This is a genomic window from Wohlfahrtiimonas populi (assembly GCF_002006795.1).
In the GTDB taxonomy this organism is placed as follows: Bacteria; Pseudomonadota; Gammaproteobacteria; order Cardiobacteriales; family Wohlfahrtiimonadaceae; genus Wohlfahrtiimonas; species Wohlfahrtiimonas populi.
Genome location: NZ_MVDN01000019.1, coordinates 1 through 19,743 on the forward strand (window position 1 = coordinate 1; position 19,743 = coordinate 19,743).

General features: G+C 38.1%; 16 protein-coding genes and 3 pseudogenes. 7 read left to right on the plus strand and 12 right to left on the minus strand.

Annotation, left to right across the window (positions count from 1 at the left end; translation table 11 throughout):
* From gabT to BZK16_RS13220, 3 genes and pseudogenes are all read left to right on the plus strand, one after another.
* Nucleotides 1-1,116 (plus strand): 4-aminobutyrate--2-oxoglutarate transaminase (gene gabT, locus BZK16_RS13210; protein WP_096777528.1); only part of this gene is annotated, 1,116 nt, incomplete at its 5' end.
* Between the two features lie 19 nt (nucleotides 1,117-1,135).
* Nucleotides 1,136-2,524 (plus strand): NAD-dependent succinate-semialdehyde dehydrogenase, encoded by a 1,389-nt coding sequence (locus BZK16_RS13215; protein ID WP_077929359.1) that lies wholly within the window; start codon nucleotides 1,136-1,138, stop codon nucleotides 2,522-2,524.
* A 162-nt stretch (nucleotides 2,525-2,686) separates the two neighbouring features.
* Nucleotides 2,687-3,016 (plus strand): annotated as a pseudogene (locus tag BZK16_RS13220) (DHCW motif cupin fold protein).
* A 70-nt stretch (nucleotides 3,017-3,086) separates the two neighbouring features.
* Here the strand turns inward: BZK16_RS13220 and lhgO are convergent.
* Nucleotides 3,087-4,355 carry an L-2-hydroxyglutarate oxidase gene (gene lhgO, locus BZK16_RS13225; protein WP_077929360.1) on the minus strand — a complete coding sequence of 423 codons (1,269 nt, stop codon included), beginning with the start codon at nucleotides 4,353-4,355 and terminating at the stop codon, nucleotides 3,087-3,089.
* 32 nt (nucleotides 4,356-4,387) lie between these two features.
* On the opposite strand from lhgO, the gene BZK16_RS13230 reads away from it, so the two are divergent.
* A complete protein-coding gene (locus BZK16_RS13230; RefSeq protein ID WP_077929361.1) occupies nucleotides 4,388-5,098 on the plus strand; it encodes a GntR family transcriptional regulator in 711 nt (236 codons plus the stop codon).
* A gap of 155 nt (nucleotides 5,099-5,253) precedes the next feature.
* Here BZK16_RS13230 and BZK16_RS13235 read toward each other — a convergent pair whose 3' ends face one another.
* Nucleotides 5,254-5,646: a hypothetical protein gene (locus BZK16_RS13235; protein ID WP_077929362.1), complete on the minus strand. Its 393-nt coding sequence runs from the start codon at nucleotides 5,644-5,646 to the stop codon at nucleotides 5,254-5,256.
* A 620-nt stretch (nucleotides 5,647-6,266) separates the two neighbouring features.
* On the opposite strand from BZK16_RS13235, the gene BZK16_RS13245 reads away from it, so the two are divergent.
* The gene (locus tag BZK16_RS13245; RefSeq protein ID WP_077929364.1) at nucleotides 6,267-7,748 is read left to right on the plus strand and encodes a hypothetical protein; all 1,482 of its coding nucleotides are present in this window, start codon (nucleotides 6,267-6,269) and stop codon (nucleotides 7,746-7,748) included.
* Here BZK16_RS13245 and BZK16_RS14725 read toward each other — a convergent pair whose 3' ends face one another.
* The 4 genes and pseudogenes from BZK16_RS14725 to groES all read right to left on the minus strand — a co-directional run bounded on the left by BZK16_RS14725 (nucleotide 7,749) and on the right by groES (nucleotide 10,625).
* The gene (locus BZK16_RS14725) at nucleotides 7,749-8,048 is read right to left on the minus strand and encodes a LysR substrate-binding domain-containing protein (protein WP_269845030.1); all 300 of its coding nucleotides are present in this window, start codon (nucleotides 8,046-8,048) and stop codon (nucleotides 7,749-7,751) included.
* Nucleotides 8,025-8,495, minus strand: a pseudogene (locus BZK16_RS14730) (substrate binding domain-containing protein); the annotation flags it as partial. The gene BZK16_RS14725 and the pseudogene BZK16_RS14730, both read right to left, overlap by 24 nt.
* Nucleotides 8,496-8,628: 133 nt before the next feature.
* Nucleotides 8,629-10,272 (minus strand): chaperonin GroEL, encoded by a 1,644-nt coding sequence (gene groL, locus BZK16_RS13255; RefSeq protein WP_077929366.1) that lies wholly within the window; start codon nucleotides 10,270-10,272, stop codon nucleotides 8,629-8,631.
* Between the two features lie 62 nt (nucleotides 10,273-10,334).
* Nucleotides 10,335-10,625: a co-chaperone GroES gene (gene groES, locus BZK16_RS13260; RefSeq protein WP_077929367.1), complete on the minus strand. Its 291-nt coding sequence runs from the start codon at nucleotides 10,623-10,625 to the stop codon at nucleotides 10,335-10,337.
* Nucleotides 10,626-10,999: 374 nt separating this feature from the next.
* Here groES and BZK16_RS13265 point away from each other — a divergent pair, with 374 nt between their 5' ends.
* Complete coding sequence (locus tag BZK16_RS13265; protein ID WP_143691188.1) at nucleotides 11,000-11,533, plus strand: hypothetical protein; 534 nt, start codon at nucleotides 11,000-11,002, stop codon at nucleotides 11,531-11,533.
* A gap of 47 nt (nucleotides 11,534-11,580) precedes the next feature.
* On the opposite strand, the gene BZK16_RS13270 is transcribed toward BZK16_RS13265, so the two are convergent.
* On the minus strand, nucleotides 11,581-13,866 hold the full coding sequence (locus BZK16_RS13270; RefSeq protein WP_077929369.1) for a heavy metal translocating P-type ATPase: 2,286 nt from the start codon (nucleotides 13,864-13,866) through the stop codon (nucleotides 11,581-11,583).
* Nucleotides 13,867-13,956: 90 nt separating this feature from the next.
* On the opposite strand from BZK16_RS13270, the gene cadR reads away from it, so the two are divergent.
* Nucleotides 13,957-14,382, plus strand: a complete 426-nt coding sequence (gene cadR / locus BZK16_RS13275; protein WP_077929370.1) for a Cd(II)/Pb(II)-responsive transcriptional regulator — start codon at nucleotides 13,957-13,959, stop codon at nucleotides 14,380-14,382.
* 59 nt (nucleotides 14,383-14,441) lie between these two features.
* Here cadR and BZK16_RS13280 read toward each other — a convergent pair.
* The 5 genes and pseudogenes from BZK16_RS13280 to BZK16_RS13300 form a co-directional block, all read right to left on the minus strand.
* Nucleotides 14,442-14,609, minus strand: a pseudogene (locus BZK16_RS13280) (U32 family peptidase C-terminal domain-containing protein); the annotation flags it as partial.
* 120 nt (nucleotides 14,610-14,729) lie between these two features.
* A complete protein-coding gene (gene trhP / locus BZK16_RS13285; protein WP_077929372.1) occupies nucleotides 14,730-16,160 on the minus strand; it encodes a prephenate-dependent tRNA uridine(34) hydroxylase TrhP in 1,431 nt (476 codons plus the stop codon).
* Nucleotides 16,161-16,226: 66 nt separating this feature from the next.
* On the minus strand, nucleotides 16,227-17,405 hold the full coding sequence (locus BZK16_RS13290; protein WP_077929373.1) for an ABC transporter permease: 1,179 nt from the start codon (nucleotides 17,403-17,405) through the stop codon (nucleotides 16,227-16,229).
* Nucleotides 17,398-18,582: an ABC transporter permease gene (locus tag BZK16_RS13295; RefSeq protein WP_233145309.1), complete on the minus strand. Its 1,185-nt coding sequence runs from the start codon at nucleotides 18,580-18,582 to the stop codon at nucleotides 17,398-17,400. The genes BZK16_RS13290 and BZK16_RS13295 overlap by 8 nt, the downstream gene beginning before the upstream one ends.
* 30 nt (nucleotides 18,583-18,612) lie before the next feature.
* Nucleotides 18,613-19,599 (minus strand): HlyD family secretion protein, encoded by a 987-nt coding sequence (locus tag BZK16_RS13300; protein ID WP_077929375.1) that lies wholly within the window; start codon nucleotides 19,597-19,599, stop codon nucleotides 18,613-18,615.
* Between the last annotated feature and the right edge of the window lie 144 nt (nucleotides 19,600-19,743).

The following is a 19,743-nucleotide window of genomic DNA, read 5'->3' on the forward strand; positions in this document are numbered from 1 at the left end:
GTTGTTGCTGCAATCAAAGCACAAGTTGAAAACTTCACACATCCTGGCTTCAACGTGATGATGTATGAAAGCTACTTAGAATTATGTCAACGCCTATGCGAAATCACAGCAGGCGATCATGATAAGAAAGCGATTCTATTCAATACAGGTGCTGAAGCTGTTGAAAATGCTGTAAAAATTGCACGTAAATATACAGGTCGCCCTGGCGTTGTCTCTTTCTATCGTGCTTTCCACGGTCGTACTAACTTAACAATGAGTATGACAAGTAAAGTTAACCCTTATAAAGTTGGCTTTGGTCCTTTTGCTTCTGATATTTACCAAGCACCTTATCCATATACATATCAGCGCCCTGCTCACATGACAGAAGATGAATACGTTGATTACACAATTGCTCGTTTCAATGAGTTCTTTAAAGCAACAGCATCACCAGAAAATACAGCATGTATCGTAATGGAACCAATTCAAGGTGAAGGCGGCTTTGTTGTGCCACCAAAACGTTTCGTTGAGCACGTTTATAACTTCTGTCAAAAATATGGCATCATCTTTGTTGCGGATGAAATCCAAGCAGGCTTTGCGCGTACAGGTAAATTGTTCTCTATGGAACATTTCGGCATCGTACCTGATTTGATGACAGTATCTAAATCATTAGCAGCTGGCGTTCCTTTAAGTGCTGTGATTGGCCGTGCAGATATCGTTAATGCACCAAATCCTGGTGAATTAGGCGGTACTTTCTCTGGTAGCCCATTAGCATGTGCGGCAGCATTGGCTGTGATCGATGTGATCGAAGAAGAAAACTTGAATGAAAAAGCTGAAGCTTTAGGAGCTAAATTAGAAGCATACTTAAAAGATAAGCAAAAAACTTACAATTTCATTGGTGATATTCGTCGTTTAGGCGCAATGGTTGCTGCTGAAATCGTTAAAGATCCTGCAACACGTGAACCAGATGCAGCAAAAACATCTGCAATCACTAAATTCGCAAATGAAAATGGCTTATTGCTAATTTCAGCAGGTATCAACAGTAACGTTGTTCGCTTCTTATCACCTTTAACAATCACTGATGCAGAGTTAGCAAAAGGATTGGCTATTTTAGATAATGCATTAGCATCAGTAAAATAACGCATAAAGGATTGTTGTAATGAATGAATTAAAAGTATTTAACCCCGCAACTGGGGATCTATTGGCAACATTGTCAATGGATTCAAAAGAGATGATCGAAACTAAGCTCAAAGCTGGTCACGATGCATTTCGTACATGGCGCAATACGTCTGTGTATGAACGTGCGGCATTGATTGATCGCTGGGCTGATTTGATCATCGAGCAAAAAGATGTTGTGGCTAAAATCATGACAGAAGAAAATGGTAAGCCATTGCGCGAATCATTGGGTGAAGTATTAAATGCTGTGAGTTATCTCACATGGTATGCAGAAGAAGCTAAACGTATTTATGGTCGCACAATTCCTGCAAACACCAATAACAAGCGCATTATGGTAACTCGCCAAGGCATTGGTTTAGTGGCAGCAATTACACCATGGAACTTCCCTGCTGCAATGATGACGCGTAAAGCTGGTCCTGCTTTGGCAGCTGGCTGTACTTTCATCGTGAAACCTGCGGAAGATACGCCATTAACCATGATCAAATTAGTTGAATTGGCGCATGAAGCTGGTATTCCCAAAGATGTGATTCAATGCGTTGTCGGTGTTGGTTCTGAAGTTGGCCCTGTATTCACATCAAGTAATTATGTGCGTAAGATCACATTCACAGGTTCAACGCCAGTTGGGAAGCGTTTAATCAGTGAAGGTGCCAATACTGTAAAACACATGTCGATGGAATTGGGTGGACATGCGCCATTCATCATCTGTGAAGATGCTGATATTGATTTTGTGATCATCCAAGCAATTGTTTCTAAATTCCGTAATGCTGGCCAAACTTGTATTTGTGCAAACCGTTTCATCGTACATAAAAATGTTTTGGCTGAATTTACTGAGAAATTCACATTAGCAGCTAAAGCGCTTAAATTGGGTAACGGTATGGACCCTACAACGGATGTTGGTCCTTTAATCAATAAAAAAGGTTTCGATAAAGTTGTAGAGCAGATTGAAGATGCTAAAGCTAAAGGTGCTTCTGTTTTAGTTGGTGGTACTTCTTTTGAAGACAAAGAAAAGAAAACTTACTTTGTTTCACCAACGGTATTGGGCGATGTTACTTTGGATATGATGATCATGTCTGAAGAGACTTTCGGCCCTGTTGCACCAATCATTGCTTATGAAGATTTAGATACAGCGTTAGAAATTGCAAATGGCACGCCATTTGGCCTAGCAGCTTACTATTTCACGAATGATTACAAACGCGGAATCTATCTACAAGATAATCTTAACTTTGGCATCATCGGCTGGAATGATGGTTTACCAACAACGGCACAAGCACCTTTTGGCGGTTTCAAAGAAAGTGGTTTAGGTCGTGAAGGTGGCATTGAAGGCATCGAACCTTACTTGGAAACAAAATACCTCTCTATCGGTAACTTATAACAATAACAAACTCTTTTCCCTCATTTAATCTGATAAGCCTGCCCATCCTCGCTTATCAGATTTTTTTTGCTTATACCGTAGGAAAATAGTTACATGAGGTCATGGTGTTATGTCAAAAAAGTGGATATTGTAATGATCCACTTCTTCCAAAAAGTTAATGCTATGAACTTAAACTCAATCCCATTTCAAACCACCGATTGGTCACTCATTCCACCAACATAACATGCTGACGAAACTGGTATGGCTTATTGGCAAACACAGACATTTGATAATATTCGTGTGCGCATGGTGACTTACACCGCTGGTTATTTGGCCAATCATTGGTGTAAAAAAGGGCATGTATTATTGTGCCTAGAAGGCGAACTGACTACAGAATTAGAAGATGGTCGTATTTTTACTTTAACGCCAGGCATGAGCTATCAAGTGGCAGATAATGCTGAAGTCCACCGTTCATCCACTACAGTTGGCGCTAAGTTATTTATTGTGGATTAATATAAAAATAGGTATGAAGTTAAGCAAACCTTCATACCCATCTTAGTAAAGCTTGTATCAATGTCAGTATTTAACTACCCTGCACTGCCATCTCAATGCTTGTATCATTCGCATCAACAGTCGCTTTAGCTTCCATCGTTTGCATCACTTCTCTCACAATATATTCTGCAATTGCCAATGATGACGTTGCACCTGGTGATGGTGCATTACGAATATGTGTAATATTACCTTCTTTACGAATCACAAAATCATCCACTAAACTACCATCACGATTCATCGCTTGTGCGCGAATACCGCGTGTTGCAGGCTTCACCGTCATATTGGATAACGATGGTACATATTTCACACATTCATCAATGAAGGTTTGCTGGCTCAACACTGTTTTAGATTCACGAATCGCCGCAGGAATATTTCTAAAAGAAAATCGCCAGAAACCTGGATAAACCAAATAATCTGTAATGTCTTTAAAGTTAAAGTTTTTGCCTGTGTAATTTTCACGACCTAAGGATAAGAATGCATTCGGGCCAATCGTCATTTTTCCATCAATGCGCTTTGTAAAATGCACGCCCAAGAATGGATATTTAGGATCTGGCACAGGGTAAATCAAACCTTTCACATCATTCGTGAATTGATCATCCAATACAAAGTATTGACCAAAAAATGGCACGATTTTAGGATTCGCCTCATCACCTGAATTCTTCGCTAAACGATCTGACTGCAAACCTGCACAGCTCACAGCGTAGTTAAATGTTTCAGGGTAAACAGAGCCATCTTTCATGATGATTTGAATGCTATCAGCATTATTTTTTAACTCTTTAACTTCTGCAGATAACTGAATTTTGCCACCTTTTGCGATGATATCTTTCGCGATTTGTTTCGCGATAGATTCATAACTCACAATCGCTGTAGTTGGCGAATGCAATGCTGCAATACCGATACAATTTGGCTCAACTTTTTTGATTTCATCGCCATATAACATGCAAACATCTGGCACTTCATTATCGAGCGCAATTTGATATAAACGTTTTAAGCGCTCAACTTCCACTTCTGTTAGTGCGACAACCAATTTGCCACATTGATCATAAGGCAAATCATTTGCCTCACAATATTCTTTAACCAAATGCACACCTCGACGACATAATCGTGCTTTTAAACTACCTTTTGCGTAATACAATCCTGCATGCACAACGCCCGAGTTATGGCTAGTTTGATGCTGTGCAACACTGCTTTCTTTTTCGAACAATGTCACTTCAGCATTAGGATGATCAATCAATAGTTGCCTTGCAACAGCCAATCCATTAATTCCTCCGCCAATTACTGTATACTTGACAATAGACACATCAATCTCCTTTTACTTCGCGTTATACAAATATGAAAAAACTAAAAAAAATAGAGAGTCTTTCTGACCAAGCATTTGATCTTCTTCGTGAAGCGATCCTCAATGGTGTTCTTGAACCTGGAAAACTGTACTCAGCAACTGAGATCGGTGAATGGATTGGTGCTTCTAGAACGCCTGTTCGTGAAGCAGCTCAACAACTTGCAGCCATCGGCTTAGTTCGTGTAGAACGCAATAAAGGTATTCGCATTCTGCCAACATCTCTTCAAGAATTGATTGAATCTTTCCAGATTCGTTTAATGCTTGAAGTGCCTTTGATTCGCAAAGTTGCACTCGACCGAACCAAGGAAGATCTACAAACTATCATTGATGCTTATGATAATTTTGCAGCTGCTGCTCAAAAAGATGACGCAGCAGAAACATTAAAAGCAGATAAGGAATATCACTCAGCATTATTGCAAGCTGCACACATCGAGCGTGCTTTAGTCATTATTGAAAATACTCGCAATGCTGTACTTTTAACGGGCCCCAGCACCATTCCTTATTCTCGTACTTGTATGGAAGCTTTTCTGGATCACAAACCGATTCATGAAGCGATTCTCAATCAGAATGCTGATGCAGCTGAAAGTGAAATGAAACGTCACATCATCAATACTGCCAATATGCTAATTACACAAGAAGCGAAAAAAAGAGATGACTGGATTGATCCAAACCTTCTTAGTCAGTTCTCATGGATTCATAAATAGACCATCATTAATCACATTATTATCACATGCTTTTTCTAGGTATTTTATAGCATGTTCATCAGTTGCATGCAACACGCAATATGTAAAATTCATAATGTTACGATGTTTCATCTCATAAAAAAACCTCAGTGTTTACTGAGGTTTTTATCTTTCAATCATCCGATCACATCAGATTCTAATAATAAATGTGCTTTAGATAGCGCTTCTTCTTCGGATTCCACTACGACCAATGGATATCCCCAGAAATCTTCAAACGTATCTGTGAACTCTTCCATCGATTTTTTAGTTTCTAAATCTTGCGCGATATAGAGATGGACCTTAATGTATTTTTGCACCTCTTTTTTATTCGCTTGTGCCCAAAAAGAGATTTTACGACGATCATCCACACGATCTTCATTTTCATCATGTGCACCTTTTCCGATGATGACAAAAGGCTGCTTCTTCTCCAGCAGTTGCTTCAAATGCAACAGGATCTGGTTATAATTTTTTCTGGATGATGAGGCATAATCTAAATGCACTATCGGAAAGTTACGACTCTCAATCTTCATTCAAATTCTCTTTAAATAAAATTCACTTACGAATAAGAACAATTATTATATAGAATATTTTTTTAGGCTTATTGCTGAATCAAGACAATAAATTGTCTGAAACAGCCAAGTCTAACATAGAACGACGTAGCTTATCCCTAATGTGAGCGATTTTGATCTTATCGTAAGGATATATCATAACTAAGTTTTCAGATGATGAATAACAACCATTGTATGACAAAGATTAAACAAACTATTTGCCAAAATAAATACAACAATGTATTAATAATTGAAACTTTACTTTTATTTATATATAATAAGATATGTAAATACAACACAAGAAAAACTGCTATGAAAAATAAATTACTACTTATATTGTTAGTATCTTCACTTTCAACACAAGCTATTGCAAAAGTTAATGTATATAAAGAAAAAGGTGAGTTTTTCACAAAAGACAAACTTTACGCCTTATCTGAACACTATGGTGCTTATGAGGTTATTTTAGATAAAACTGGACTTCCTATAAAATATGAACGAGCAATTCATGACACAAGTCCATTTGGTCATAAAANTTAATAATTGAAACTTTACTTTTATTTATATATAATAAGATATGTAAATACAACACAAGAAAAACTGCTATGAAAAATAAATTACTACTTATATTGTTAGTATCTTCACTTTCAACACAAGCTATTGCAAAAGTTAATGTATATAAAGAAAAAGGTGAGTTTTTCACAAAAGACAAACTTTACGCCTTATCTGAACACTATGGTGCTTATGAGGTTATTTTAGATAAAACTGGACTTCCTATAAAATATGAACGAGCAATTCATGACACAAGTCCATTTGGTCATAAAATGTCCACAATGGCTGTCGGTCCATATGGTGGAAGCAAGTCAAAAAACCCGCCTTCTATGTGGTATGACACGTGGAATAACCAGAGCAAAAAACAGACCTGGATACAATTAGAATCAGGCACACTAAAACGAACAGAGCATGTAATTAATTGGCCTATTAATGCTAGGTATAGAGATGGCGCTGAAATGAATCAAGCAACTGGGGAAATTTACTTTACTGCGGATACTGCAACACATTTTGGTATTAAGGCTCGTTGCAATACAGGGCAATGTGGCTTATATGGCACCGAATATGCAGCTTTTGCTATTTGGAATCCTGTTTCAGGGCATTTGGCATGGAATACAGGACTTAAACCTCTTGGTGAAGATTTAGGCAAAGACATACAAAGCTGGGCAAAAGGAACTGATGGTTGGGCTATTGCAACAGACCTAGCCACTGATGCCAATGGCGATATGTATGTTCTAGCTAGACACTATAGAAATCCTTTAAGTGGCACTGCTAGGACGCGGGAAACTGCTCACGTAAAACTAGTTAAAATTATTATTCCTCGTGATAAATTGGGAAAACCAATAACGAAAGATTGGGAATATACGGTTGTACAAGATTTTGGAATTGTTCAAGAAGTTTCTCACTCAACTGCTTTTAACATATTCGGGATGGTTTTCTTTAATGGCCTTCTATACGCATCATATGAAAATGGGGGGGGATTATTTGTGTTTAATCCTTTAGATGGTACATACAGAAAAGGTGCAAAACCACCACACAACATGTTCGATATGGCTGCGGGGCAATTAGCACCAATCATTAAAGGTACAGTTTATAATGATACAAAAGCCTTTGCTAATATAGCCGATTTTAGACCACTGGCAGGAATTACTGTAGAAATTTTAAAGAATGGTGTACATGTTGGCCAAGTTGTAACAGATCAAGATGGCAGCTATAATTTTATGGTTGATTCAATCTCAGATACAAACTATAGCATTATCATTAAAAACCCTAGAATCAACGACTATCTTGCTCAACAAACATGGGCATCTGCAGATCATGATTCAGTTAATCCAACAACAGCACATTGTGGTACACAAAAACGAACGACTTCAGGAATATGTAGAGACAATAAACCAATTAGAAGTGATGTAATAATGACGACAGATGAAGCTATTGCAGTTGCAGATTTCGCCATTACTGCAGAAGAGGAATTACCTCCTTTACCTGAAGATCCACTAGAACCACAAAGGGTGATGTTTAGAAAATTATTCTAATCATCCCCAATGTGAGCGATTTTGCCAGTTTTCCTGCAATAACTCGATGAATAACCTCACCTTTGGCGATAAATGCTTTTTAGATGGATACACAGCACAAATAGGCTCTTTTTGAGGTATAAACTCTGTTAATACAGACTTTAATCTCTTCTGCATAATCAGAGGATGAACTAGAAAAGAGCTTAATTGCACAATGCCCAATCCCCCAAGCGCCGCATTTTTTAAAGATTCTATATCTTGTAACTTGATGTGCCCTTNATTTTGCCAGTTTTCCTGCAATAACTCGATGAATAACCTCACCTTTGGCGATAAATGCTTTTTAGATGGATACACAGCACAAATAGGCTCTTTTTGAGGTATAAACTCTGTTAATACAGACTTTAATCTCTTCTGCATAATCAGAGGATGAACTAGAAAAGAGCTTAATTGCACAATGCCCAATCCCCCAAGCGCCGCATTTTTTAAAGATTCTATATCTTGTAACTTGATGTGCCCTTTTAATGCAATCTCTTTCTCTTGATGGTTTTCTTGATATTTCCAAGTCACAGCTTGTGTTTGATGCAAATATAATAAGCATTGATGATCTTTTAAATCATCTATCTTCATTGGTTTACTATACTTTTCTAAATATGCAGGCGAAGCACAAATGATTAACTGATGATAAGCCAAAACTTTTTGTATCAAACTACTATCAGCATTATTACCAATGCGAATCGCTAAATCGATCCCTTCACGAATAAGATCCGAATAATCATCCGTAAATAAAACCTAGCCACCTAAGACTGATAGGCCTCGGTTCACTCACAAACATTTTACAACATCTCTATAACAAAAAAACCTCGGCAAGCCGAGGTTTTTTTGATTCAAAATGGGGTTAGGATTACATCATACCGCCCATGCCACCCATTCCGCCCATGCCACCCATATCAGGCATTGCAGGCTCAGCTTTTGGTAATTCTGCAACCATGCACTCTGTAGTGATGATCAATGAAGATACTGAAGCTGCGTGTTGTAATGCTGAACGAGTTACTTTAGTTGGATCCAAGATACCCATTTCAACCATATCGCCATATTGGCCAGTTGCAGCGTTATAACCGAATGCATCTTTACCGTCACGAACTGCATTCAATACAACATCAGCAGGCTCACCAGCGTTTATTACGATTTGACGTAATGGCTCTTCCATAGCGCGCAATGCAACACGGATACCAGCGTTTTGTTCATCGTTGTCGCCTTTCAAGTTTTGGATTGTGTTCAATACACGAACTAAAGCAACACCACCACCAGGTACAACACCTTCTTCAACTGCTGCACGAGTTGCGTGTAACGCATCTTCTACGCGAGCTTTTTTCTCTTTCATTTCAACTTCAGTTGCAGCACCTACTCGAATAACAGCAACACCACCTGCTAATTTAGCAACGCGCTCTTGTAGTTTTTCACGATCGTAATCAGATGTTGCTTCTTCCATTTGAACACGGATTTGATCAACACGGCCTTTGATTTCAGCAACGTCGCCAGCACCATCAATGATTGTAGTATCTTCTTTAGATACCACAACACGTTTTGCTTGACCTAAATCTTCGATCGTTGCCTTTTCCAATGACATACCGATTTCTTCAGAAATTACAGTACCGCCAGTCAATACAGCGATGTCTTGCAACATTGCTTTACGACGATCACCGAAACCAGGTGCTTTAACCGCAGCAACTTTAACAATACCGCGCATATTGTTGATTACTAATGTCGCCAATGCTTCACCTTCAACATCTTCAGCAACGATCAACAGTGGGCGACCTGTTTTTGCTACAGCTTCTAAAACTGTTAACATTTCGCGAATGTTAGAAATTTTCTTATCGCAGATCAAGATCAATGGATTGTCTAATTCAGCAGCCATTGATTGTTGGTTATTGATGAAGTAAGGAGACAAGTAACCACGATCAAACTGCATACCATCAACTGTTGTTAAATCGTTCTCTAAACCAGAACCTTCTTCAACAGTGATTACGCCTTCTTTACCTACTTTAGCCATTGCATCAGCGATGATTTTACCGATCTCTTCATCAGAGTTCGCAGAAATCGTACCCACTTGTGCAATTGATTTATCATCAGAACATGGCTTAGAAATTGCTCTCAATTCAGCAACTGCTGCTGCAACTGCTTTATCAATACCACGTTTGATATCCATTGGGTTCATACCAGCTGATACTGCTTTCATACCTTCACGTACGATTGCTTGAGCCAATACAGTTGCAGTTGTTGTACCGTCACCAGCGATGTCAGAAGTTTTTGAAGAAACTTCTTTAACCATTTGTGCGCCCATGTTTTCGAATTTGTCTTCTAAAACGATTTCTTTAGCAACTGAAACACCATCTTTAGTGATTGTAGGAGCACCAAAGCTTTTTTCTAAAACTACGTTACGACCTTTTGGGCCTAAAGTTACTTTTACTGCGTTTGCTAAAGTGTTAACACCTTTAACCATGCGTGAACGTGCATCATCGCCAAAACGTACTTCTTTTGCTGACATACTAAATACCTCTAAAAGTTAAAATATTTTCTATAAATTCTTCAAATTAAGGTAATTCTGAATTAACCTTCGATTACTGCCATGATTTCATCTTCACGCATTACGATGAAATCATCATCGCCGAACTTAACTTCAGAACCTGAATATTTACCGAATAAAACTTCGTCGCCTACTTTTACATCAACTGCTTTAACTTGGCCATTGTCCAAAGTTTTACCAGTGCCCACAGCAATTATTTTACCGCGCGCAGGTTTTTCTGTTGCAGAACCTGGCAATACGATACCGCCTGCTGATGTTGTTTCTTCTTCAACACGCTTAATGATAACGCGATCATGTAATGGACGTAATTTCATAGTGATATCCTCAAAAATAAATAATAACGAAATGCTTTCGCTTTGGTATAAAACCTATACGAAAGCTACTATGGGGCTTTTATTTTTATTTTCAAGTTGCTCAAAATATTTTTTATCAAAAAATGCATAAAATATTGAACACAAACAGGCAATTTTGACGCTTTAATAGGCATTACAAAAATCAAAAAACTTGTATGATCTTATGCCTTGTCTTGAACTTTTTACGAAAGGCTCACTGAACTATGCAGCATCTTTACTATTCACTAGATCAAGTCCTCGTCGAAATACCAATGAATTACTTTCAATATTTAGGGCTCAAGTCCCTATTATTTGTCACATTCATTTTTATTATTCTGTTGATGCTCTGTAAAGCCATGATTAAAAATAAGCTGAAATTTTCACTGTTACGCAAACGCGCATTGATCATTTTAGGCTGTGGCGTTGCTAGTTACTGTGGTTTTCATTCCATTGAATACATTCGTAAAACTCAACAGTTTGAAATGAATCAGATCCGAAGTGATGTATTAATAACTCAACTGATCTATTCAGTACGTAAAGATCGCCCCTACACAGTATTTGAAAGTAGCTTAACCAGAACCAATGATAAACAGGTACTCGACAGCATTCGCGGTGATGAAGTACTTCCCAGTGATGAATATAAAAGAAGCTTTAACCTCGCCAAACGTGCATTATTAGAGATAGAAAGAAAATCTCTCACAGAATATTCGTCTGGCATTAACAATCCTGATGTGTGCCAAAAGGACAAATTAAATCAACTGTATCGTTGCCAATCCCGCTTTAAAAAACCTAATGGTGCAAAAGTATATTTGCAAGCCATTGTTTATGTAGAGCCTAAAGCCTATCAAGATTATTTACGCTTTGGTTTTCGTGAAAAAAGCTCTTTATAACTAGTATAAAGAGCTTTGTTTAACAGCTGCTTTCGCTGAGATTGAGATTAATTAATCTCTTTCACTTTCAACAATCTTAAAGCATTCAATACAACTAAAATACTTGTACCAACGTCGGCTAATACTGCCATCCACATATAAGCATGACCTGTGATTGCTAAGGCTAAGAAAAAGATTTTAATGCCAATGGAGAAGATAATATTCTGACGAATGATGGACATCGTGCGATCTGCAATGTTTAAGAAATTCGGCAACTTCATTAAGTCATCATCCATGATCGCAACATCTGCTGTTTCAATCGCCGTATCACTACCAATCGAGCCCATCGCAAAGCCAATATCTGCTTTTGCTAATGCTGGTGCATCATTGATTCCGTCGCCAATCATGCCAATCGAGCCACTGTTCTTTTGGAAATCATTCACGAAAATCATTTTATCTTCTGGTAATTGATCGCCACGCGCTGTGGTTAAATTCACGGTTTGTGCCACTTGATCAACCGTTTGCTGACGATCTCCTGATAACATCACCAATTGTAAACCACGTGCCTTCAATAATTCTAATGCTCGAACACTCGTTGCTTTCACACCATCTTCTAAGACAAATAGTGCTAATAGAGCCTGTTCATTCGCTAGCATAAGAACCGAATGTGCACGATCTTTAAAAGCAACCAAAGCTTCATCTGCTTTTGTGAGATCAATATTATTTACCAACATCAATTTTGCATTGCCTAAATAGTATTGCTCACCATTCATTGTGCCTTTAGTACCATGTCCAAGAATCGCCTCAAAGCTTTCAACATTTTGTGCTGACATATTTTGCGCTTGATAGAAAGTGACAATCGCTTTAGAGATTGGATGATCTGATCTTGCTGCTAAACTCATCGCAAGACTTGCTGTTTTTTCATCTTGAGTAAAGATAAAGCTTTCCACAACTTGAGGTTTACCTTCTGTGATTGTGCCTGTTTTATCAAATGCCAAACCTTTCAAATGGCTCGCAGCTTCTAAATAAGAACCGCCTTTGATCAAAATACCTTGGCGTGCTGCTGTTGTTAAACCGCTCACAATCGCGACTGGTGTTGAAATCACCAAAGCACAAGGACAAGCGATAATCAAAATCACTAATGCGTTATAAATACTTTGTAACCATGTAAAATCAAACAGTGGCGAAATCAAAGCAACTAAGATGGCAAATACAAATACAATCGGCGTATAAATCGCTGAGAATCGATCAATGAATCGCTCCGTTTCCGACTTATTACCTTGCGCTTGTTCGATTGTACGTGCAATTTTACGAAGTGTTGAATTCTCTGCCGTTGTTGTGGTTTTAAACTCAATTTCGCCTTCTTGATTAATACTGCCGGCGTAAACTTTATCGCCCACAGTTTTATCAATCGGTAAGCTTTCACCCGTAATCGGAGATTCATCAATGCTGGAACTGCCTTTAATGATTTCACCGTCCAAGGCAAAGCGCTCACCTGGCATTACGCGAATGATAGAATCCAGAGCAATAGCATCTGTTGCTTTTAGTACAAATTGACCATTTTCCTGCACCAAAGATTCATCAGGTGCTAGTGACATTAAACCTTCAATTGCATTGCGTGCGCGATCTAAAGAGCGTGCTTCCAGAACTTCAGAAATTGTGAATAACACCATCACCATTGCAGCTTCTGGGAATTCACCAATCAAAATCGCCCCTGTCACAGCAACGCTCATTAGAGCATTGATGTTCAGTTTTTTATTTTTAATGGCAATCCAACCTTTCACATAAGTTTCATGTCCACATAAAACAATCGCAACGATTGCCAGCAAGGATACAAACCAAGTGCTATCACCAAATAAACTGATCAGCTCTGCTGTAACTGCAAGCGCACCTGAAATCCCCAATAACCAATATCTTTTAGCCATATTTTTTGGTGCAGGTGCTTTAGCACCTTGAGGAATCGCATTCATGCCCAATGATTTTATCGCTGCGAGAATATTCTCCAAATCACCTTTATACACAAGATGCAATTGGCGCTGAATCAAATTGAATTGCATCTCATGGATTTCAGGCATTTTGTCGAATTTCTGGCGAATCAACTGCTCTTCCACAGGGCAATCCATCTCATTGATAGTCAAAACTGCTGAAGCATAACCTTCTGGAATCTTGTTAAGTTGAATCTTTTTGTCAACAATATCCCCATGTTGTCCACAGCAACTTGTGGATAACTCTTCATGATCATGAGAATGATCGTGACTATGTTCATGCCGATGCTCAACTTCATGACTGCAACATGCATCAGCTTTGTGCTCATGTGCATGCTCTTTTTCATGGATATGATCTTGATGTTTCATAACAAACTCCTTTCGAGAGCGAATACTATAATATGTGATATAGTAAACACCTTAAAGTAACTATAAGGTCAAGCGATAAGGAGAATTCATATGAATATTGGCCGATTATCACAATTAACAGGAGTTTCTACTGAAACTATTCGTTACTATGAAAAAGAACTGTTAATGCCACCAGCGGAGCGTTCTGCCAATAATTACCGTATTTATAATCAGCAACATGTTGAGCGCTTAACCTTCATTAAAAATTGTCGATCATTTGATATGACCCATGAAGAAATTCATCAAATTTTGAATGAAGTGAATCAACCGAATAGTGATTGCAGTGCGATTAATCACATCATTAAAGATCATCTCGCTCATTTGGATGAACGCATTCAAGAGTTGTTACATCTCAAAGAAAAGCTCACAAGTATCGAAAAACGTTGCCGCAGCGCACATACTGCGGATAATTGTTCCATCATTAAAGATATCGCAAGTTTAGAAGATGTGCCGAGCCGAAATACTCATTTAGGTTAATCCTTCATGCAATAAAAAAGGCGCTCTAAGCGCCTTTTCATCATATTACTAGCAATTAATTATTCGTATAAGTAACGAGCAATCATTGTCATATCGTCCACAGGACCAATATCTGTATGAACGATATAGCCTGAACCACGCGCAACATCAATCACTTCACCTTTATCATTCTTCATTTCGCCCAACACAACTTCACGATTGCCATGTTGATTGATGATTTCAATACGGTCGCCTGTTGAGNTCGCAAGTTTAGAAGATGTGCCGAGCCGAAATACTCATTTAGGTTAATCCTTCATGCAATAAAAAAGGCGCTCTAAGCGCCTTTTCATCATATTACTAGCAATTAATTATTCGTATAAGTAACGAGCAATCATTGTCATATCGTCCACAGGACCAATATCTGTATGAACGATATAGCCTGAACCACGCGCAACATCAATCACTTCACCTTTATCATTCTTCATTTCGCCCAACACAACTTCACGATTGCCATGTTGATTGATGATTTCAATACGGTCGCCTGTTGAGAATTTATTCTTCGCTTCCAATACTGTGATACCAGTTTCAGGATCGTATGACTTCACTTCTGCAACATATTGTTGACGAGAATGGATACTGTTGCCTGTTAAATAGTTTTGGTAAGCATGTGGCATGTGACGTTGTAAGAAGCCTTCTGTATAACCTCGGTTTGCTAAGCCATCTAACTTGCCATATAACTCTGGGTTGAATTCACGGCCTGCAACAGCATCTTCAATCGCTTGACGATACAATTGTGCTGTACGCGCAACATAGTAAGGTGATTTTGTACGGCCTTCGATTTTCAATGAGTCTACGCCGATTTCAATCAATGTTTGTACATGGTGAATCGCACGTAAATCACGCGAGTTCATGATGTATGTACCATTTTCATCTTCGCTGATTTCCATCCATTCACCTTTACGCTGGCTATTTTCTTGGATCAAATATGAGCGATCAGCTTCAGGATGAGGATTGTAACCTTCAGGCGCATCAAACGCTGAACGATTCAGTTCATCTTGAAGATATTTCATTGGATCATCAGGTTCTTTAGGCTGCACATGATTGCTACCACCTGTATAGATATTCACTAGATCAGCATTCTTTGGTACTAATTCACCTTCAGCTGTTTCTTTAGCATCTGTTAAGCCATAATTCCAACGACAAGCATTTGTACAAGTACCTTGGTTTGCATCACGGTGATTAAAGTAACCCGATAACAAACAACGACCAGAATAAGCAATACACAATGCACCATGAACAAATACTTCCAACTCCATATCTGGACATTCTTGGCGAATCTCATGGATCTCATTCAATGATAATTCACGCGATAGAATTACACGCGTTAAACCTTGCTTCTGCCAGAATTTAACTGTTGCACTATTCACTGCGTTCGATTGTACAGACAAGTGAATGTCCATTTCTGGCCAGCGCTCACGCACCATCATGATTAAACCAGGATCTGCCATGATCAAAGCATCAGGGCCTAACTCAATGATGGGTGCTAAATCATCTACGAATGTTTTTAGTTTTGCACCATGTGGCATTGTGTTCAATGCAACAAATAACTTTTTGCCATGTTCATGGGCATAATCGATACCCATTTTCATGCGCTCTTCATTTTTGAAGTCGTTATTACGTACGCGCAAACTATAGCGAGGCAAGCCCGCATAAACCGCATCTGCACCATAGGCAAATGCATAACGTAGATTTTCAAACGTGCCCGCAGGCGCTAACAATTCAACTTGTCTTTGTGTCATAAAAATTATCCTTTCAGGGGATGAAGGCGTATAGCCAAAAGGCGAATATTATACCTGAAAAATAATTTATTGCCCCTGCTTTAACTTCGTGAGATATCGCACAATGACAAAATATGCAATTGCACCATACACAGCAATCAGGGCAATCAGGTTCATCAATTGAGATTTCACATGCTCTAAAGTCGCACCCATTTGATTCAAATGTACCAATCCTTCAATGGAAGATGTGGATGGCAAAATACGTGCAAGAACTAAGAACAGATCTGGCATTAAATATTGTGGCCATGACATTCCTGAGAAAAAGAAGAAAATCATACTAAAAGGCAGTACTAACAAGAAAAGATTATCCATTTTTTTAAATAAAACAGATGCACTTAATGCCAGCATAATGACTGCACTCAAAAAGAAAAAGCCAAAAACAGCCAAGTCCATGATGCTACTTAATCTCGGTAGTTGATACCAATAAGGTGCAAATAGCATGAAGATCCAATAGGCAAATGATGCATAAAATAGATAAGCAATGTATTTACCAAACAGTGTCGCAAAACCTAATTGCCCAATAGATAACGTACTATTTTTGACTAAATCTAAATCAAATTGAGATCGACGACTTAAAACACACGCCAACATTATGCCCAACCAAATGCTTTGATGCAGAATCAAAACATATGCAGGTGGAATGATGTAAGTCGCATAACCTGCTTGTGGATTGAACAACTGCACATTGACAGGATTAAAGGGCGCACTGTTGCCCATAGCAATTGCTGGATCAACGCCCATTGCAATCTGCTTATCCACCAAAATATCACGATTCATCGCCATCACAACAGATGAAACTGCTGTTGCAGCACTGTTATAAATCATGACATAACTGGCATCACCATAAAACACAACAGCATCACGATGCCCCTTCAAAATGTTCTGTTCAAAATCAAAAGGAATGACGATGATTCCGTAAATTTTACGTTGCTTCAGTAACTCTTTTGCTTCGCCAATGTTTTCAACTTCATCGACAATTTTTAGAGAATCTGTTGCATCTAAATTACGCAATAATTCACGGCTCATTGTCGTTTGGTTTTGATCCATCACAGCAATTGGTACATCACGTACTTCTTCGTTGTTATATGGAATCGGATAGAAAAAGAAATATGTAACTAATCCTATAATCAAAACAGAAGTTACTTCTTTAATGCGAAAGATTTGTTTCAATTCATTGAGCACAACTGCTAGAAAAGTCTTAAGCATGTTTCGCCTCCTGTTTTCTGAGCAGCGTGATATTTAATGTGATCAAGCCATAAGCCACAATGCCAATGATCATCATCGCAATGATGGATTTGAGTGATGTTAATAAACCCGCATCACGCAATGTTTGATCCAATCTTGCCTCTATATACCATGTGATTGGTAAAATTGATCCCCAAATTTGAGCAAACATATCCATCGACATTCTTGGGTAAAACAAACCTGTAAAACCAAATGCAGGGGATGCAAAAATACTGACAGAACCATAGTTTAATGATCTTTGTGGCAACCATAATGTAAACACAATTGCACATAAAGAAGCACTGACAATGAATACAAAAGATGCCAATATTTGTAAGAACAGTGAACCATTGAATGGCAGATCAAAGAATGTAATTAAACCAATATCCAATGTGAATAGTGACATAATAAATATCAAAGTGTAAGGTGCGATTTTATTCACCAAAAATTGGAAAATACTATCGTTATTCATGCGTAAAACACCTAATACACCTAATGCGCTATATTTATCCTGCACCGTTGTATAGGCAATGGATAACATAACAACAATCTGCAATAAAGTCGGAACAATACCATTCACCAAAGTATATGTATAATTCAATGTCGGATTAAATACAGGATGCATATCTGTCGCGATCGGTGATAATTCCTGCATTGCTAATTGAGCTGTCACACCTTGTGTACTCAATCTTTCAGCCTGCATATTCAATAAACTTGTACCGAAAGCTTGACTATACCCAACACCTAAAGTATTACCCAAAGCCATATATTGAAGGTTACTAAAACCTGTGACTTCTGGTTGTAAATTCCCTAACATTCTTTTTTCAAAATCATTGGGAATTAACACTATGCCAAAGATATCACCTTTCAATAAGGCAGACTTTGCATCACTTAAGTTATCATTTCTCATGGTTACAGCAACAGACGGGGAACCTGAAACAGATTGAATCAAAGCACGCGATGCTTGAGTTTTATCCAAATCCACCACAGAAATGGGTACTTTTGTAATCACTTCAGCATTGAACATATACATCATGCCGAAAATAATGATCAAAGGATAGAGGAAAACTGCAGCAATCAAAGGCTTAGTTTTTCTAATTATTTTAAACTCACGCCAAAAAGCAAAGAAAAAGCTATTTTGTGCCTGAGTTTTTGTCATAGGATTTTTCATAGTTATACTCCCACTCAATTATTGAGCTTTACGAGTATTCCATTTCGCAATCACACTCATGCCTGGACGCAATGTATCTAAATTTTTCACTGGCTTTGCACGAACTTCAAATGTTCTTAAGTCAAATTCGCCTGTCGCTTTTGTTGCGCGCCAATTCGCATATTGTCCTAATGCATTTAATGCTGTGATTTTTACTTCTACTGTTGTTTGTAATGCTGGGATTTCCACTTCAAATACATCACCAATTTTTGCAGTTTTCAAGAAATCTTCACGAATGTTAAATGTTACCCACATATCACTCAAATCGATCAATGAATATAATGGCGTCCCTGGGTTATATAATTGACCAACTTCCGCAACTTTTGCAGTCACTTGCCCATTAGCTGTTGCTTTAACCACTAAAGTGTCTACATCCGTATTCACTTGATTTAATGCTGCTTTTGCTTGTTCTACTTGTGCATCTGATAGATGCTTAGTTTCGATACTTGCACCGTTTTCAGCTAATTGTAAATTAGCTTCTGCTGCTAATTTTTCTTTCAATGCAACTTCATAACTTGTTTTAGTTTCATCAAAAACTTGTTGTGAGATACCACCTTTCACAATTGCTTTTTGTACACGATCAAAACTTTGTTTTGCCAAAGTTACACCATCTTCTGCAGATGCCAATAAAGCCTTTTGAATTTCAATTTGCTCAGGTCTTGTACTATAAGCAACATTTCGGTTTGCAACAGCTACGTTATATTGTGCTTCAGCTGTAATTTGTTGTGCTGTTAATGCTGGATTTTCTAAAACAACTAAAACATCACCTTCTTTAACATTATCACCCAAATCAAAGAAGATCTCTTTTGCTCTACCTTGTACGCGCACAGAAATATCGACACGATTTGCTTCTACTTCACCTTGTAATACAAATTCTTTTTGCTGATTGGCCACTAGATATAAAACGATTACCAAACCAACGAGTAATGCACCTAAACCTAATAATGTACGTGTCATTTTTTGCATAGTATATTCCTGAATTATCTAATCATTTGTTTATATCGTTATAGTATAGAGTATTTATTAATATTTTATATACACGCATAACAAAAAGCCCACTCATTGAGTGGGCTATTCGCTTATTAGACCCTGGAGATGACCTACTTTCAC

Bases quoted from the DNA above. Each gene is read 5' to 3' on its own strand.
- BZK16_RS13215 (WP_077929359.1), top strand. From the start codon at position 1,136: ATGAATGAATTAAAAGTATTTAACCCCGCAACTGGGGATCTATTGGCA.
- BZK16_RS13230 (WP_077929361.1), top strand. From the start codon at position 4,388: ATGAAAAAACTAAAAAAAATAGAGAGTCTTTCTGACCAAGCATTTGAT.
- BZK16_RS13235 (WP_077929362.1), bottom strand. From the start codon at position 5,646: ATGAAGATTGAGAGTCGTAACTTTCCGATAGTGCATTTAGATTATGCC.
- BZK16_RS13245 (WP_077929364.1), top strand. From the start codon at position 6,267: ATGAAAAATAAATTACTACTTATATTGTTAGTATCTTCACTTTCAACA.
- groL (WP_077929366.1), bottom strand. From the start codon at position 10,272: ATGTCAGCAAAAGAAGTACGTTTTGGCGATGATGCACGTTCACGCATG.
- groES (WP_077929367.1), bottom strand. From the start codon at position 10,625: ATGAAATTACGTCCATTACATGATCGCGTTATCATTAAGCGTGTTGAA.
- BZK16_RS13265 (WP_143691188.1), top strand. From the start codon at position 11,000: ATGATTAAAAATAAGCTGAAATTTTCACTGTTACGCAAACGCGCATTG.
- BZK16_RS13270 (WP_077929369.1), bottom strand. From the start codon at position 13,866: ATGAAACATCAAGATCATATCCATGAAAAAGAGCATGCACATGAGCAC.
- cadR (WP_077929370.1), top strand. From the start codon at position 13,957: ATGAATATTGGCCGATTATCACAATTAACAGGAGTTTCTACTGAAACT.
- trhP (WP_077929372.1), bottom strand. From the start codon at position 16,160: ATGACACAAAGACAAGTTGAATTGTTAGCGCCTGCGGGCACGTTTGAA.
- BZK16_RS13290 (WP_077929373.1), bottom strand. From the start codon at position 17,405: ATGCTTAAGACTTTTCTAGCAGTTGTGCTCAATGAATTGAAACAAATC.
- BZK16_RS13295 (WP_233145309.1), bottom strand. From the start codon at position 18,582: ATGACAAAAACTCAGGCACAAAATAGCTTTTTCTTTGCTTTTTGGCGT.
- BZK16_RS13300 (WP_077929375.1), bottom strand. From the start codon at position 19,599: ATGCAAAAAATGACACGTACATTATTAGGTTTAGGTGCATTACTCGTT.